General features: G+C 67.1%; 10 protein-coding genes. 5 read left to right on the top strand and 5 right to left on the bottom strand.

Annotated elements, in window-relative coordinates:
* Positions 1 to 133: 133 nt before the first annotated feature.
* Both acs and C8J46_RS00890 read left to right on the top strand, forming a co-directional pair.
* Positions 134 to 2,089, top strand: a complete 1,956-nt coding sequence (gene acs / locus C8J46_RS00885) for an acetate--CoA ligase (protein WP_132734198.1) — start codon at positions 134 to 136, stop codon at positions 2,087 to 2,089.
* Positions 2,086 to 2,709, top strand: a complete 624-nt coding sequence (locus C8J46_RS00890) for a response regulator transcription factor (RefSeq protein ID WP_132734200.1) — start codon at positions 2,086 to 2,088, stop codon at positions 2,707 to 2,709. Before acs ends, C8J46_RS00890 begins: the two co-directional genes overlap by 4 nt.
* A gap of 318 nt (positions 2,710 to 3,027) precedes the next feature.
* Here the strand turns inward: C8J46_RS00890 and C8J46_RS00895 are convergent, their stop codons facing one another.
* The 5 genes from C8J46_RS00895 to C8J46_RS00915 all read right to left on the bottom strand — a co-directional run bounded on the left by C8J46_RS00895 (position 3,028) and on the right by C8J46_RS00915 (position 12,587).
* A complete protein-coding gene (locus C8J46_RS00895; RefSeq protein ID WP_165886426.1) occupies positions 3,028 to 6,342 on the bottom strand; it encodes a PAS-domain containing protein in 3,315 nt (1,104 codons plus the stop codon).
* Between the two features lie 158 nt (positions 6,343 to 6,500).
* The gene (locus tag C8J46_RS00900; protein WP_132734202.1) at positions 6,501 to 8,846 is read right to left on the bottom strand and encodes a xanthine dehydrogenase family protein molybdopterin-binding subunit; all 2,346 of its coding nucleotides are present in this window, start codon (positions 8,844 to 8,846) and stop codon (positions 6,501 to 6,503) included.
* Positions 8,843 to 9,829 (bottom strand): xanthine dehydrogenase family protein subunit M, encoded by a 987-nt coding sequence (locus C8J46_RS00905; RefSeq protein ID WP_132734204.1) that lies wholly within the window; start codon positions 9,827 to 9,829, stop codon positions 8,843 to 8,845. Before C8J46_RS00905 ends, C8J46_RS00900 begins: the two co-directional genes overlap by 4 nt.
* A complete protein-coding gene (locus C8J46_RS00910) occupies positions 9,826 to 10,350 on the bottom strand; it encodes a 2Fe-2S iron-sulfur cluster-binding protein (RefSeq protein ID WP_132734206.1) in 525 nt (174 codons plus the stop codon). The genes C8J46_RS00905 and C8J46_RS00910 overlap by 4 nt, the downstream gene beginning before the upstream one ends.
* A gap of 170 nt (positions 10,351 to 10,520) precedes the next feature.
* Positions 10,521 to 12,587: a catalase gene (locus C8J46_RS00915; protein WP_132734208.1), complete on the bottom strand. Its 2,067-nt coding sequence runs from the start codon at positions 12,585 to 12,587 to the stop codon at positions 10,521 to 10,523.
* 169 nt (positions 12,588 to 12,756) lie between these two features.
* On the opposite strand from C8J46_RS00915, the gene C8J46_RS00920 reads away from it, so the two are divergent.
* From C8J46_RS00920 to C8J46_RS00930, 3 genes are all read left to right on the top strand, one after another.
* Positions 12,757 to 13,227, top strand: coding sequence for a hypothetical protein (locus tag C8J46_RS00920; protein ID WP_243643150.1), 471 nt, complete (start codon positions 12,757 to 12,759; stop codon positions 13,225 to 13,227).
* Positions 13,228 to 13,314: 87 nt separating this feature from the next.
* Positions 13,315 to 15,369: a TonB-dependent receptor gene (locus C8J46_RS00925; protein WP_243643151.1), complete on the top strand. Its 2,055-nt coding sequence runs from the start codon at positions 13,315 to 13,317 to the stop codon at positions 15,367 to 15,369.
* A complete protein-coding gene (locus tag C8J46_RS00930; protein WP_207894049.1) occupies positions 15,369 to 16,505 on the top strand; it encodes a PepSY-associated TM helix domain-containing protein in 1,137 nt (378 codons plus the stop codon). The genes C8J46_RS00925 and C8J46_RS00930 overlap by 1 nt, the downstream gene beginning before the upstream one ends.
* The last annotated feature ends 18 nt before the right edge of the window (positions 16,506 to 16,523 follow it).

Consider the following 16,523-nt stretch of genomic DNA (forward strand, 5'->3'; position numbering starts at 1 on the left):
GCTCTTCCACTGGTCTTACGCGTGGAATTAGCGTCGTCATCATGGCGCATTGCGTCCGCCCGTCCATCCCTTACTTTGGTGCGGGATGATCGCCCGAACACGACCGCGTACAGCGCGGCAAAAGGAGAGCCAGATGACCGAGGCAAGCTATCCCGTCCCCGCGGAATGGGCGAAGGACGCCCTGATCGACGCCGCCGCCTATGACCGGATGTATGCCGAGGCCGCCACCGATCCCGACGCGTTCTGGGCGAAGGAGGCCAAGCGGCTCGACTGGATCGTCACCCCGACGAAGATCAAGGACACCTCGTTCGACGAGAGCGATTTCCACATCCGCTGGTTCGAGGACGGGCAGCTCAACGTCGCCGCCAACTGCGTCGATCGCCACGCCGACGCGCGTCCCGACGCGACCGCGATCCTGTGGGAGGGCGACGACCCCGCCGACGACCGCAAGATCAGCTATGCCGAACTGCGCCACGAAGTGTCGAAGCTCGGCAACGCGCTGAAGGCCAAGGGCGTCAAGAAGGGCGACCGCGTCACGATCTATCTGCCGATGATCCCCGAGGCGGCATTCGCGATGCTTGCCTGCGCGCGGATCGGTGCGATCCATTCGGTGGTGTTCGGCGGCTTCTCGCCCGAGAGCCTGTGCAACCGCATCCACGACTGCGACAGCCGCATCGTCATCACCGCCGATGAAGGCCTGCGCGGTGGCAAGACCGTGCCCCTGAAGGCAAACGTCGATGCCGCGCTTGACCACGGCGATCTCGCGGTCGAGACCGTCATCGTCGTCCGTCGTACCGGCGGCAAGGTCACCATGACCGAAGGCCGCGACTGCTGGTATGCGGACTGCGTCGAGGGCCAGTCGACCGACTGCGCACCCGAGCCGATGAACGCCGAGGACCCGCTGTTCATCCTCTACACCAGCGGCTCGACCGGCCAGCCCAAGGGCGTGCTCCACTCGACCGGCGGCTATCTGGTGTGGGCGTCGATGACGCACGAATACGTCTTCAACTACCGTCCCGGCGAGATTTTCTGGTGCGCCGCCGACGTCGGCTGGGTCACCGGCCACACCTATTCGCTGTATGGCGCACTCGCGAACGGCGCGACCACCGTGATGTTCGAGGGCGTGCCCAATTATCCCGATCACAGCCGCTTCTGGAGAATCGTCGACAAATACCAGGTCAACATCCTCTACACCGCACCGACCGCGCTGCGGTCGCTGATGCGCGAGGGCGACGACTGGGTGACGCGCACCAGCCGCAAATCGCTCCGTCTGCTCGGCTCGGTCGGCGAGCCGATCAATCCGGAAGCGTGGAACTGGTATCACAACGTGGTCGGCGACGGCCGCTGCCCGATCGTCGACACCTGGTGGCAGACCGAGACGGGCGGCCACATGATCTCGCCGCTGCCCGGCGCCACCGCACTGAAGCCCGGCAGCGCGACCAAGCCCCTGTTCGGCGTGCTGCCCGAACTGGTCGATGCGGATGGCAAGGTTCTGGTCGGCGCGGTCGAGGGCAATCTCGTCATCGCCGACAGCTGGCCCGGCCAGATGCGGACCGTGTGGAACGATCACGAGCGCTTCTTCCAGACGTACTTCTCGACCTATCCCGGCAAGTATTTCACCGGCGACGGCTGCCGCCGCGACGAAGACGGCTATTACTGGATCACCGGCCGCGTCGACGACGTGATCAACGTGAGCGGCCACCGGATGGGCACCGCCGAAGTTGAGAGCGCGCTGGTCGCGCATTCGAAGGTCGCCGAGGCCGCGGTCGTCGGCATGCCGCACGACGTGAAGGGCCAGGGCATCTACGCCTATGTCACCCTGAACGCGAACGCCGAGCCAAGCGAAGACCTGCGCAAGGAACTTGTCCAATGGGTCCGCCGCGAGATCGGCCCGATCGCGACCCCCGACATCCTCCAGTTCGCCCCCGCGCTACCGAAAACGCGGTCGGGGAAGATCATGCGCCGCATCCTAAGGAAAATCGCGGAGAACCAGCTCGACCAGCTCGGCGACACCTCGACGCTCGCCGATCCTGCGGTGGTCGACGCCTTGATCGCCGGCCGCGAGGAGGCCATTCCAGTCCCTGCATGACCCGAACGATCCTCATCGCCGACGATCACCCGCTGTTCCGCCAGGCGCTCAAACTGGCGGTCGGCCGCGCCGCGCCCGACGCGGTGGTGATAGAGGCGGGGCAGCTCTGCGAGGCGGTCGATGCGGTGCGCGCGGCGGAACGGCTTGATTTGATTCTGCTGGACCTGCGGATGCCGGGCTCGGAAGGTTTCGCGGGGGTGGCGCTGCTCCACGCCGAGCGCCCCGAGACGCCGATCATGGTGATATCTTCGGCGGACGAAGCCGAGGCAGCACCGCGTGCGCGGGCCTATGGCGCGATCGGCTTCGTCTCGAAAACCGCCGACCTCGCCACGCTGGAAAACGCGGTCGCCCGAGCCCTCGCTGGCGAACGAGACGCGCCGATCGAAGGTGCTTCCGTCGATGACATGGCGACACGCGTCGCGAGCCTCACCCCGACCGAACTGAAAGTCCTGCTCGGCGTGCTGGCCGGCCGCCTGAACAAGCAAGTCGCCTTCGACCTCGGCATTTCGGAAGGCACGGTAAAGGGTCACATGACCGCGATCCTGCGCAAACTCGGGGTGCAGAACCGGACGCAGGCAGTGCTGGCGGCACGAGCGATGGATATCCACTTCGCCGACTGAGGCCACCGCCCCCCGAAACTGCGCACCGCAACTACCCCAACCACTCCGTCACCCCGGACTCGTTCCGAGGTCCACCGCTCCGCAAACCAGCGGCCGACGATGTGCGGCACCGTGGATGCCGGAACGAGCCCGGCATGACGGGGATATATAAGCTTCTCTCGCATGGCTGAATGCCGCACCTTGCAATCCTCCCCCGCCAGGGGGAGGTGGCGCCGAAGGCGACGGAGGGGGAGGCCCTCGCAACAGACGTTTCCCTTTCCTCCCCCTCCGTCAGGCAAGCGCCTGCCACCTCCCCCTGGCGGGGAGGATCGAGAAGACTCAACTCCCTCGCGCCGCGGCGGCCGAAGCCTCCTCGATAAACCGCCACAAATCCGCCGGCACCACCGGCTTGGTCAGCACTACGAGCCCCACACACCGCGGATCCTCCGCCACCGCGCGATCCGCCGTCACCAGCGCAATCGCCGGCGCCGGCACCATCGCCCGCAACCGCGCAACCACGTCGAGCCCGTCCTCCGCCTCGTCCAGATGGAAGTCGACCAGCGCCACATCCGGCTCCTCGTCCGCCGCCAGTTCCATCGCCTCGGCGATCGTCGCCGCCAGCAACGGCACGCACCGCCGCGCGCGCAACGCCGCATCGAGCGCCGCGAGGATCGTCGCGTCGTTGTCGAGACACAGCACCCGCAACCCCGGCACCAGCGCACGCGTCGCCAACGGCGTTGGCAACGCCACGTCCAGCCCGGCCGGCGCCAGCGGCACCCGCACCGCAAACGTCGTTCCCCGCCCCGGCTCCGACCGCAGCTCGACTGCCGCCCCAAGCAACCGCGCGATACGCCGGACGATCGCCAGCCCCAGCCCGACGCCGCCGCCTGCGCTCCCCTTGCTCTCCAGCCGCTCGAACTCCTCGAAGATCCGCTCGCGATCACCCGCAGCAATCCCCGGCCCGTTATCGCGCACCTCAATCAGCACATCGTGACCCCTGCGCCGCGCCCCGATCCAGATCCGCCCATCCGCCGAATAGCGCACCGCGTTCGACAGGAAATTCTGCAGGATCGAGCGCAGCAACGACCGATCCGTCGCCACGCTGAACGCCCCCGGATGCGCCGCCAGCACCAGCCCGCGCTCGCCCGCCAGCGGCCGGAACTGCACCGCCAGTTCCTCGATCAACGCCCCCAGCGCAAACCGCTCGACCTTTGGCACGACGCCCCCCGCATCGAGCCGCGACACGTCGAGCAGCGCGCGCAGCAACGTGTCCGCCGACCCGATCGCGCCATCGATCGCACGCACCAGTTCCGCCTGGTGCGGCGCCCTGTCCTCGGCAAGCGCCGCGCAGAACAGCCGCGCCGCATGCAACGGCTGCAACAGATCGTGGCTCGCCGCCGCCAGGAACCGCGTCTTGTCGCGCGTCGCGGTCTCGGCGATCGCGCGCGCCTCGCCAAGCATATGGTTCGACCGCGCGAGATCCTGCGTCCGCGCCGCCACCCGCGCCTCGAGATCGGCCTGCGCCTCCTTCTCCGCGGTGATGTCGGTGAAACTCTGGACGTACCCGCCCCCCGGCATCGGTCGCCCGACCATCTTGATCCAGCGCCCCGATGGCCGTTGCCGCTCGAAACTGTGCGGCGTGCCGCGCGCGAGGTGTGCCACCCGCCGACCGACATGCGCCGCGATATCACCGACCCCCTCGCGCTCGGCATTGTAGCGGATCAGGTCGGCGATCGAGCGTCCGACCACGACATAGCCCTCGGGATAGTCGAACATCTCGACATAGCGCGGATTCCACGCGACCAGCCTTAGGTCTGCGTCAATCACGCTCACACCCGGATCGATCGTCTCCAGCGTCGCCGACAGCAGCGTGCGCGAGAACCGCAGCGAGCGCCCGCGCTGGTCTAGCAGCCGGACCACGTCGCTGACGTCGATCGCGGACCCGGCGATGCTCGATGCGACGATCTTGCGTGCCGAAGGAGCACCGATCACGCCCGCGATCAGCCGCTCGGCGGTACGTGCGGCAGGGCCGTCGATCGGCGCGCGCAGGTCCGGCGACCCCAGACCGATCGCCTCCGCCTCGCCATCGCCGACGAACCGCGCGACCAGCATCCGCAGCTCGCCCAACGTCGTGACGTGGTCGAGCGCCGCGTTCCCCCGATGCCGTTCGCGCATGTGCAGCCCGGCCATCAGCGCGACGTTGATACCGAGGCTCCACACCGTGCCGTTGACCAGCGGGGAGCCGATCCGCCAGCCGAGCAACGCATCCGGATCGAGCCAGCCAAGCGTGAACTGCGCCATCGCCGGCCCGACACCCTCGCCGATCGACGGCAGCAACAGGCAATAGATCCAGACGATCACGCCCCCGATCAGCCCCGCGCGCGCCGCGGTGTGATTGGCGAAGTTCCAGCCGACCGTCGCGATCAGCGCAGGCGCAAACTGCGCGACGCCGGCGAACGCGATCAGCCCGATCGACGCCAGTGGCAGGTCCGCGCCGAGACTCCGCCCGTAAATCAAAGCGACCGCGACGATCGCGGCGATGATGACCCGCCGGACGCGCAGCATCCGCCGACCAAGCTCGCCCTCGCCCGCCTCGCCGTGCCGCCGGAGGAGCAGCGGCGCGAGCAGGTCATTGGTCGCCATCGTCGACAGCGCGATCGTCTCGACCACCACCATCGCCGTGGCGGCGGAGAACCCGCCAAGAAACGCAAGCAGTGCAACGACATGATGCCCTTGCTGCAACGGTACCGTCAGCACGTACAAATCGGGCTCGGCATCCCCTGGCAGCAGCGTCATCCCCGCCAGCGCCAGCGGCAACACGAGCACCGAGATCACCACCATGTACGCGATGAACGGCGCGCGCGCGCGCGCGACCGCCTCGGGGCCCCGCGCTTCGATCACGCCGACGTAGAATTGCCGCGGCAGGCACAGGATCGCCAATGCCGACAACACGGTCCGCACCCAGAAATCGGAAGTCAGCGCCCCCCAGGTGAAGCCGGATTCAAGTCGAGCGAGCGATGGCGCCAGCGTCGCCGCCGGCAGATCGGCGAGCAACGCCAGCGTCACCACGCCGAGTACGACGAAGCACAACAGCTTGATCAGCGACTCCGCCGCGATTGCCGCGACTACCCCAGGGTTGCGCCCCGCCACCTCATACCGCCGGGCGCCGAACAGGATCGCGAACACGGCGAGCAGCAGCGCGACCAGCACGCCAACCTCTGCCGAACTGCCGACGCCGGCAATCGCGCCGAAGCTCAGCGTCACCGACCGCAACTGGAGCGCGATATACGGCACCGATGCGAGCAACGCCGTCCCCGCGACGATCGCCGCCGTCCCCCGACTGCGGCCGTAGCGTGCCGAAATGAAGTCGGAGATCGAACTCGATCCCTCCTCGCGCGCCAGCCGCACCAGCCGCGCGAGAAACTTCGGCGCGAGCAGGAACACCAGCGCCGGCCCGAGATAGATGGCGAGGTAATCCCACCCTCGCGTCGCCGCGGTGCCGACCCCGCCGAAGAACGTCCAGCTGCTGCAATAGACTGCCAGCGACAACGGATACGCGATCCGCCCTAGCCGCTGCGACAGCCCGCGCCGATCCACCACCCACGCGATCCCGAACAACAGCGCGCCATAACCGAGAATGGCGAGGATGATCATCGGTCGGGTGATGGACGCGCTCCGGTCTGGCGCCGAAGCGCGGTGTCACGACAGACATAGCGCCGATCCGCGCGGTCGGCGACAGCCACCCGGCGTAAACCGAGTGGTTGTCGCTCGCCTCGATCCTCCCGCCAGGAGGAGGATACGCAGGTGAGAAGCTAGAGCAGCTTGTCGAGCGTGATCGGCAGGTCGCGAACGCGTTTGCCGCAGGCATTGTAGACCGCATTGGCGACCGCCGCGGCGACGCCGGTGATGCCGATCTCGCCGATCCCGTGCGCGCCCATCGGCGTGTGCGGGTCGGCGATGTCGGTCCAGATCACATCGATCTCGGGCACGTCGAGATGCACCGGCACATGATATTCGGCGAGGCTCGCGTTCATGATCCGGCCGTTGCGCTCGTCGAACTGCGTCTCCTCCATCAGCGCCATGCCGAGGCCCATGATGATTCCGCCGCGGAACTGGCTGCGCGCGGTCTTGGGGTTGAGGATACGCCCGGTGTCGAACGAGCCGAGGAAGCGGCTGACGCGCGTCTCGCCGGTCACGCTGTTGACACGCACCTCGCAGAACATCGCGCCGTAGGAATGCATCGACCAGTGCATCAGTTCGAGCGGCTGCGAAGCCTCTTCGGTCACGGTCACGCTGTCGCGCTGCGCCCGTGCGAGGATCGAGGCATAGCTTTCGCGCCGCGTCGGATCGTCGAGTTTGGCAAGACCTGCGTCATCGCTGCCGACCTCATCCGCCGACAGGCCCGCAAGCGGGGAGTCGTTGCCGGCCAGCTTAAGCAGCTCGCTCACCAGCGCATTGTGCGCGGCGATCACCGCCGCACCGATCGCCGCGGTCTGCTGCGATCCGCCGGCGAGGATCGCACCGGGAATGATCGAATCGCCATAGCGCACCTCGACCGCCTCCATCGGCAGTGCCAGCCGTTCGGCGGCGACCATCGCCGTGGTCGTCGCGGTGCCCATCCCCATCTCCTGTGCGGAGACTTCGACGATCGCGGTCGCGGCCCCCGTCCCCGGTGCCGACAGCGTGATCCGCGCCGCAGCGCCCGGCATCCGGTAATAGGGATAGGTGGCGGTCGCACAGCCCATCCCGATCAGCCACTCGCCGTCGCGGCGCAGGCCCGGCTCGGGCGACCGCTGGTCCCAACCAAACTTCTCCGCGCCCGCACGCCACGCTTCGACCAGATGCCGCGAAGAAAAGGGCAGACCCGAAAGCGGATCGGTTTCGGGCTCGTTGCGGATGCGGAGGTCGATCGGATCGATACCGAGTTCTACCGCAAGTTCGTCGATGCCGGATTCGAGCGCGAAGGTGCCGACCGACTCGCCGGGCGCGCGCATGAACGTGTTGGCGAGCATGTTGAGCCGGACGACCTCGACCGACAGTTTCACGCTGTCCGCCGCATAACCCGATTTCGAGCCGACGATGAACGGCTCGGGCATGTCGTTGTGCGGCGTCGTCGCGGTCGTGCCTGCGTGGATCATTGCCTGGAAATGGCCATCGGCGGCAGCGCCGATCGCAACCCGCTGTTCGGTCAGCGTGCGGCCACCGACGATCCGGTAGACACCCTCGCGACTGAGCGCGATCCGCACCGGCCGCTGCACGAGCTTGGCCGCAGCCGCGCCGAGGATCTGGTGATCCCACAAGCACTTTCCGCCAAAGCCGCCACCGACATAGGGCGACAGGACATGGACCTGGTCGGCGGCGAGATCGAACACGTCGGCGATCGTCGCGGCCTCCGCGGTGACCAGCTGGCTCGCATCGTGGATCGTCAGTCGATCACCATCCCAGACCACCGTCGACGCGTGCGGTTCGATCGCATTGTGGTTGTGGCGCGGCGTCCGATAGACGTTATCGACCGCATGCGGTGCCGCCTTCAGCATCGCCTCGGCGTCACCGACCTCTGCCTGCAACGCCTGTCCCATGAACGCACCGGGCTCCGCCCCCGCGGCCTTGGCCTCGTCGAACGAGGTCAGCGCCGGCTCCGCGTCATAATCCGCGACGATCAGCGACGCGGCATGATCCGCTTGCTCCTGCGTCTCGGCGAGCACGACCGCGATCGGCTGGCCGTTCCAGTGGATCCGGTCGTCCTGCATGATCGGCAGGTCGGCGGGGCCGGCAGCGGTCGGCGACGAGCCGAACACCGCAGGCCGGTTCATCCGTGGCGCGTTGCGATGCGTCATCACCAGCACGACGCCGGTCGCGGCCTTGGCAGCTTCCGTATCCAGCCGCGCAATCCGCCCGCGCGGGATCGTCGCATAGGCCAGCGCGGCATAGACCATCCCCGGCAGCGGCACCTCGGCGGCAAAGCGCGCCGCACCCTGCACCTTGGCCGCGCCATCGAGACGCGACACCGGCGTACCGATCAGCCCGTGCTGGCGGCGGATCAACGGATCGGGAACGCCCCCTGGAATCCAGCTGTCGGGTGCCAGCGGCACGAGCTTCTCCATCGCGCCCTGCACCACGGCCTGTGCTGCGCCCTTGACGCTGTCGACGATGCTCATGCGCTTGCTCCTGCGAGATCGCCGAGCACGGCGACCAGCGTCCGCTTGACGAGTTCGATCTTGAAGCCGTTGTCGCGCAAGGGATGCGCGTCGGCCAGTTCGGCCAGCGCCGCCTCGCGGAACAGCGCCTCGCTCGGTACCGCACCGCGGAGGATCGCTTCCGCCTTCAGCGCACGCCACGGCTTGTGCGCGACGCCGCCCAGCGCGATCCGCACGTCGCCTACCCGGCCATCGTCGATCCGCAACGCAGCGGCCACCGACACCAGCGCGAACGCATAGCTCGCCCGATCGCGCACCTTCCGGTAGGTCGAGTTGGTCGCGAACGGCATCGGCGGCACTGTGATCGCGGTGATCAGTTCGCCGGGCGCGAGCACCGTGTCGCGGTCCGGACTATCGCCCGGCAGGCGGTGGAGGTCGACGAACGGCAGTGTTCGCGCGCCTGCGACGCCATCGATATGTACGGTCGCATCGAGCGCAGTGAAGGCGACACACATATCCGATGGATGCGTCGCGACGCAGGCGGGCGATGCGCCGAGGATCGCGTGGATCCGATTGAACCCGCCCGCCGCATCGCACCCCGACCCGGGCTGGCGCTTATTGCAGTTCGAGCCGTCGGTATCGTAGAAATAGGTGCACCGCGTGCGTTGCAGCAGATTGCCGCCGACCGTCGCCATGTTGCGGATCTGCGGCGACGCCCCCGCCAGGATCGCGCGCGCCAGCACGGGATAGCGTGCGCGTACCACCGGATGCTCGGCGAGTGCGGTGTTGCGGACCGCGGCACCGATCGAAAGTCCGCCGTCCTCCGTTTCGGCGATCTCGGCGGAGAGGCCGGTAACGTCGACGACGCGATCGGGCCGGGCGATCGTCTCGCGCATCAGGTCGACCAGGTTGGTGCCGCCACCGAGATAGGCGGTTACCGGATCGGCCCCGAGCCGCACCGCATCGGCGACATCCTCGGCGCGTGCGTAGGTGAACGGCGTCATGCCGCGACCTCCGCCGCGCGCATTTGCTCAGCCTCGACAGTCTCCGCGATAGCGTCGATGATTCCGTTATGCGCACCACAGCGACAAAGATTGCCGCTCATGCGCTCCCGGAGTTCTTCGCGGGTCAGCGTGACGAAGGCGGACAGATCGGCGGTGACGTTACTCGGCAAGCCCCGCTTGGCCTCGTTCGCCATACCGATCGCCGAACAAATCTGCCCGGGCGTGCAATAGCCGCATTGGAACCCGTCATGATCGATGAACGCCTGCTGCAATGGATGCAGCGCGCCCTCGGTCGAGAGCCCTTCGATCGTGGTGATGCTCCGGCCGGTATATTGCACCGCCAGCGCCAGGCAGGACAGGATCCGTTCGCCATCGACAAGGACGGTGCAGGCGCCGCATGCGCCCTGGTTGCAGCCCTTTTTGGTGCCCGTCAGATGGAGATGTTCGCGGAGGAAATCGAGCAAAGAAACGCGCGGATCGACTGGCGGTTCGGCCGCCGCCCCATTGATGATCATCGACATCGCGATCTCCTGAATTTCGGTATTTTATCGTTCTTGCCGGTTTATCCGAAGCAGGGTTCCGCCACCATAGCGCCGTGGTCATAACTGCCGAAGATATCGATAAAAAAAACCGGAGGCGCATCGTCTGCACCCCCGGTTTTTATTCAGTCGCCTAGGTTTCCCCCTGGCGATCAGGCCAGCGTGCGGACGTTGGGTTCGCGATCCCAATAGCGCTTCGTACCCGCCGTCGCGATCTTGCCGAGATCGACGACACCGGCATCGGCTTCGACGCCGGCCTTATCGAGCAGCGGCTTCGACGCCGCGTTAGCCGCAACCGCCTTCAGATGCCCGAAGGCGTCCATGACCCACTGGACCGCAGCGCCCTCCTTGAGCAGCGTCTTGCAGCCGTCCTCCGAGAGCACCACCGCGACTGCGTCGAAGATCTGCGACGGGCTGCCCGCGAGCTGGCCGTGCGCCTTCTTCTTGCTGCCATCGGCAAGCTTGGCGCCACCGACCTTCGGCGCGACCAGAACGGCCTTGCCGCCTGCACCCTCGACTGCGCTGACGACCGCATCGATCTCCGCACCGTCCGAGCCATCGGCGATCAGGATGCCGACCTGGCGACCCGCGAGCGTCTCCTTCATCGACTTCTGGATCGACAAGGCGTCGCTAGGCTTCATGTCGACCGGCTCGCGGAAGGCAGGGTTAGCTGCCGGCAGGTCGATCCCGAGACCGTCGGCAACGCGCGATGCCAGTTCCTCGTTCACGTTGCGCAGGTTGGCGACAGTGCGCTCCTGAACGTGCGCGAGGCCGACCTTCGACAGTTCGAACGTGAACGCCGAGGCGATGTGCGCCTTCTCGTTGTCGGTCGCCGACACCCAGAACAGCCGCGCTTGGCTATAATGATCGCCGAACAATTCGGCGCGCATCCGCAGCTTTTCGCCCTGCTCGTCCGCGCCGGTCGGGTTAGTCGTCGTCACGAAGCCATTCGGCGATTCGCGCGGCCCACCGTCTTCGCCCACGACCGACAAGCTGTTCGGCTCGTAGTTCGCACGCCCCTTCGGCACCTTGGTCTGCATCATCCCGTCGCGCTGGAAGTTCTGCGCGTCGTTGCGCGGTGCATTGACCGGGATCTGGTGGAAGTTGGTCGTCCCGAGACGCGACTTCTGCGTGTCGAGATAGCTGAACAACCGTCCCTGGAGCAGCGGATCGTTCGAGAAATCGATCCCCGGCACGATGTTGGTCGGCAGGAACGCAACCTGCTCGGTTTCCGCGAAGAAATTGTCGACGTTCCGGTCGAGCACCATCCGGCCGATGATCCGGACGGGGACATCCTCCTCGGGGATCAACTTAGTCGAATCGAGCACGTCATAGGGCTGCGCCTCGGCGAATGCCTTGTCGAACACCTGGATGCCCAGCTCCCACTCGGGGAAATCGCCGGTATCGATCGCTTCCCACAGGTCGCGACGATGATAGTCGTTGTCGGCGGCCTGGAGCTTGAGCGTCTCGTCCCAGATCGTCGACTGGAGACCGAGCTTGGGCTTCCAGTGGAACTTCACGAAGCTCGACTTGCCCTCGTCGTTGACCAGCTGGAAGGTGTGGACGCCGAAGCCTTCCATCATCCGCAACGAGCGCGGCAGCGTGCGGTCGGACATCGCCCACATCTGCATGTGCGTCGATTCCGGGGTCAGCGACGCCCAGTCCCAGAACGTGTCATGCGCCGAGCCGGCCTGCGGATAGGCGCGGTCGGCCTCCATCTTCACCGAATGGATCAGGTCGGGGAACTTGATCGCGTCTTGGATGAAGAACACCGGGATGTTGTTGCCGACGAGATCCCAATTGCCCTCGGTCGTGTAGAACTTGACCGCGAAGCCACGCACGTCGCGCGGGGTGTCCACCGAACCGGCGCCACCGGCGACCGTCGAGAAGCGCGTGAACAGCTCGGTCTTGGTGCCCTTCTTGAACACCGCCGCCTTGGTCAGGTCGGAGATGTCGTCGGTCGCCTCGAAATAGCCGTGTGCGCCCGAACCGCGGGCGTGGACGATCCGTTCGGGGATCCGCTCGTGATCGAAGTGGAAGATCTTCTCGCGCAGCACGAAATCCTCGAGCAGCGTGGGACCACGCGCGCCGGACTTCAGGCTGTTCTGGTTGTCGGAGACGGGCACGCCGTGGTTGGTCGTGAGCACGGGCACGTCGCCGCCGGCGCGCTGGTGGGTTTCGCCACCATTGCCGGGATTGCGCTCTGCGGGGTCGCTCATTGCAAATCCTTGGTTATCAGTCGGAGTTCTGGGCAGTTAACGAACGCTGCGAGAGCCTGGGTCCACGCACACGAAAGAATTCCTGACCTATCGCCAGCCCCGATCGCCCCCGACCACGTGGACAGGATGTCACAGTGACAGCCATGGGCATGCCGTCTACCGGTACGCCGTGTCCGCACTGCGCCGCCTTATCCTGTCCCGCCCGCTGCTGATGGGATGGCTGTGCGTGGCGGCGCTGGCGCTGAAGCTGCTGGTGCCCTCGGGCTACATGATCTCCGGCGAAGGCGGCCGCGTCGCGATCATCCTGTGCTCGGGTGTCGCCCCGTCGATGGCCGGCCCCTCTACAACCGGCGCATTGAACGCGGCGTCGCCGGACATGGTCATGGGCAATCACGTGATGTCCGGCCATGCCATGCCGGAGCACGATCCTTCTGCCAGCCACGGCAAGACGGAGATGGCCTGCGCGTTCTCCGGGCTCTCGGCGCAGGCGCTCGCAGGCGTCGATGCGATCCTGCTGGTCGCGGCGATCGCGTTCGCCATGGCGATCGGCGTCCGCCCCGTTTGCCGGTTGGTGCCAGCGCGCGCGTCCTATCTGCGCCCGCCTTTACGAGGCCCCCCGATAGCCGTCTCGACCATCTGACCCGAGCCGCCCGTCCCGAGGGACGCGGCTCGCCACATTTGCCGGCGCGCATCGTCACGGTCGCGCGCCTGTCGAAGGCTCCTGCACATGTTTCGTACTCCGCCTCCATTCGGGGCGGCGATGGCCGTCGTCCTCGCCGTTCCCGCCTGCCTAGTCGCACCTCCCGCCGTCGCTCAGACAACCGCCCCTACCCCCGCCCCTGCAGACACCGACACGCGCTTCACGATCGGCGATGTCGTCGTCACCGCGCGGAGCATGGCGCGATCGACCGAGACGATCCTGACGTCGGTCGACATCCTCGGCGGCGACATCGCGCAGCGCCAGTCGGTCGACAATACGTGGGAGCTGTTCGCCCGGCTGCCCGGCGTCGTGCTGACCGATTTCAACCAAGGCACCACCTCGGGCCGCTTCTCGATCCGCGGGTTCAACGGCGAAGGTGAGATCAACGCGGTCAAGCTGATGATCGACGGCATTCCCAGCAACGACAATGCCGGCGGAATGACCGGAATCGACATGGTCTCGCCGCTCGATATCGCCGCGATCGAGCTGGTCCGCGGCACCGCCGATCCGCGCTGGGGGCTGAACGCGATCGCCGGCAGCGCCAACATCCTGACGCGGATCGGCGGCACCTACCTCGACGCGCGACTGATCGGCGGCGCGTTCGGAACGGTCGACGGACAGGTCTCCGCCGGAGTCGAACGCGGCGGGTTCAGCCAGAACTATTTGGTCGGATACCGTCGGACCGATGCCTATCGCGACCATGCCGATCTTGACCGCCTCAACCTGGCGGGCAAATGGTTCTATGATTTCGGGTCGACGCGCCTGGGCGCGATCGTCCGCTACTCGACCGCGACCGCCGACGAACCCGGCTATCTGACCGACGCCAACGCCTATACCGATCGCACCCGCTCCTACGCGGTCTCGGAAACCGACGGCGGGACGCGAAAGATCGGCCAATACAGCCTGCATCTCGATTCCGACCTGGCCGACACGCTTGCGTTCAGCGCCAAGGGCTATGCCAACAGCCTCCACGACGATCGCTATGTCCGCTTTTCGGCCAGCGTCCCGCAACAGCGGCGCCTGACCGAGGAATGGCAATATGGCGCGACCGCTGCGCTGCATTATCATCCCCGGGTCGACTTCCTCCACGGCCTGATGGTCGAGGCGGGCGGCGACGTGCAGGTGCAGGACAACAAAAGCCTGCGCTGGTTGACCGACCGCCGCACGCTCACCCGCCAGACTCGCGATCAGGGCTTCGGGCTGACCGTCTATGGTGGCTATCTCCAGGCGGTGATCGAGCCGACCGACTGGCTCAAGATCACGCCGGCATGGCGGCTCGACCGCGTCGCCGGCGACTTCACCAATCGCCTGGCGGGCACGACCGCGCCGATCAACGACTACGGCACGATCAGCCAGCCTAAGCTGAGCGTCGCGATCACGCCCGTGACCGGCGTCACCGCCTATGCCAATTACGGGCGAACGTTCCAGATCGGTGCAGGCTCGGGTGCCTATCTGGTGCCGCCAAGGACCACCGACGTCGCGCCCTCGATCAACGAAGGCTATGAGGCGGGCATAAAGCTGACCCGTGGCCGCTGGCTCGAAGCCCGCGTCGCGCTGTGGCAACAGACCGCGAGCGGCGAGCTGAAGCGACGGCTGAACGATCCGTCGGGCGATGTCGACAATCTCGGCCGGACGCGGCGCCGCGGTATCGATCTGCAGCTCGACCTGAAGCCGGTCCGCACCGTAGCGCTCTGGGGCAGCTATTCGCACCAGACCGCGCGGATCGTCACGCCCGACCCGGCCACCCCGTCGCAGGCCGGCAACGCGATCGACCACGTCCCGCAGAACGTCTTCTCGGGCGGGCTCGACGTCACGCCCGATCCGAAGCTCCGGCTGTCCTTGTGGGGCAACGGCCAGTCGAGTTACGAACTCGACCCCGCCAACACGCAGGGCCGCTACGGCGATTACGTCGTACTCAACGCGGAGGTGGCCTACAAGCTCACGCCGAGGATCGAGATCTCCGCGCAACTCAAGAACCTCGCCAACGAGCGTTACGAATATGTCTGGTACGACGGCACGCAGCGGCTGCACGCACCGGCCGATCCGCGATCGCTGTTCGGCGCGGTCCGGCTGACGCTCTGATGACACGTCGACCGCCGCTGCGCGTGATGGTGCGGCGCATCCACCTCTGGCTGGGGCTGTCGATCGGCGCGCTGTTCGCGTTCGCCGGGCTGACCGGCAGCATCCTGGTCTTCTATCCGGAGATCGACGCGGCCCTAAGCCCCGCGTTGCGCGCAGTGCCGGACGGCGCGCGGCCGATATCGTGGCAGGCGGTCGTCGACACGCTCCACCGCGAGCATCCCGCCCGCACCGGCGCATGGCGGATCGAAGTCACGACCGACGGCGGCGCGATCCCGGTCCGCTATTACCGGCCGAAGGAAACCGCCGGCCGCGACTTTGCGCCACTGCTCGCCTGGATCGACCCGGTCCGGCTGACGACGATCCGCACCGGCTTCTGGGGCGATACCATCGTCACCTGGATCTACGACCTGCATTACCGGCTGCTGCTGGAGAAACCCGGCGGCATCGTCATGGGGATCGCCGGGATCGTCATGCTGCTGATGATCGCCAGCGGAATTTGGGCGTGGTGGCCGCGCGCCGGCGGCTGGTGGCGCGCGCTCCGCTTCAAGCGCGACGCCGCCCCGATCCGGCGGCTGTACGACTGGCACAAGCTAATTGGTCTGGCCGGCGCGATCCTGCTGCTCGTCGTCACCGCGACCGGGGTGATGCTCGACCTCCCCGACCAGACGCGGGCAGTCATCACACGTGTCTCGCGGCTCTATCGCATGCCGGCGCTCAAGGTTGTCGGGCCGGGCGAGCCTTTGCCGGTCGACCGACTGGTCACGGTCGCCGAGCACCGCTTTCCCGGTGCGGCACTCGCCTGGATCGAAACCCCCGCCTCACCGACCGGCACCACGCGGATCAACCTCGCACAGGCGGGCGAGCCAAGCCGCCGCTTTCCGCGCACCAACGTCTGGCTCGATCCCTATACCGGCGCCATCCTCGCGACCCGCGACGGACTCGCCGAGACACGCGGCGACATCGTGATGAACTGGCTCCACCCGCTGCACGGTGGCGAGGCGTTCGGACTGGCGGGGCGCATCCTCGCCTTCATCGCCGGCATCGTCCCGATCGCGCTGTTCGTGACCGGACTGCTGCGCTGGCAACGGCGGCGACACCCGCGAAGGACGATTGGCACCCGGCACGAACCCGGCTAGCACGACGATCGAGCGGCC

This window comes from Sphingomonas sp. PP-F2F-A104-K0414 (genome assembly GCF_004340945.1).
In the GTDB taxonomy this organism is placed as follows: domain Bacteria; phylum Pseudomonadota; class Alphaproteobacteria; order Sphingomonadales; family Sphingomonadaceae; genus Sphingomonas.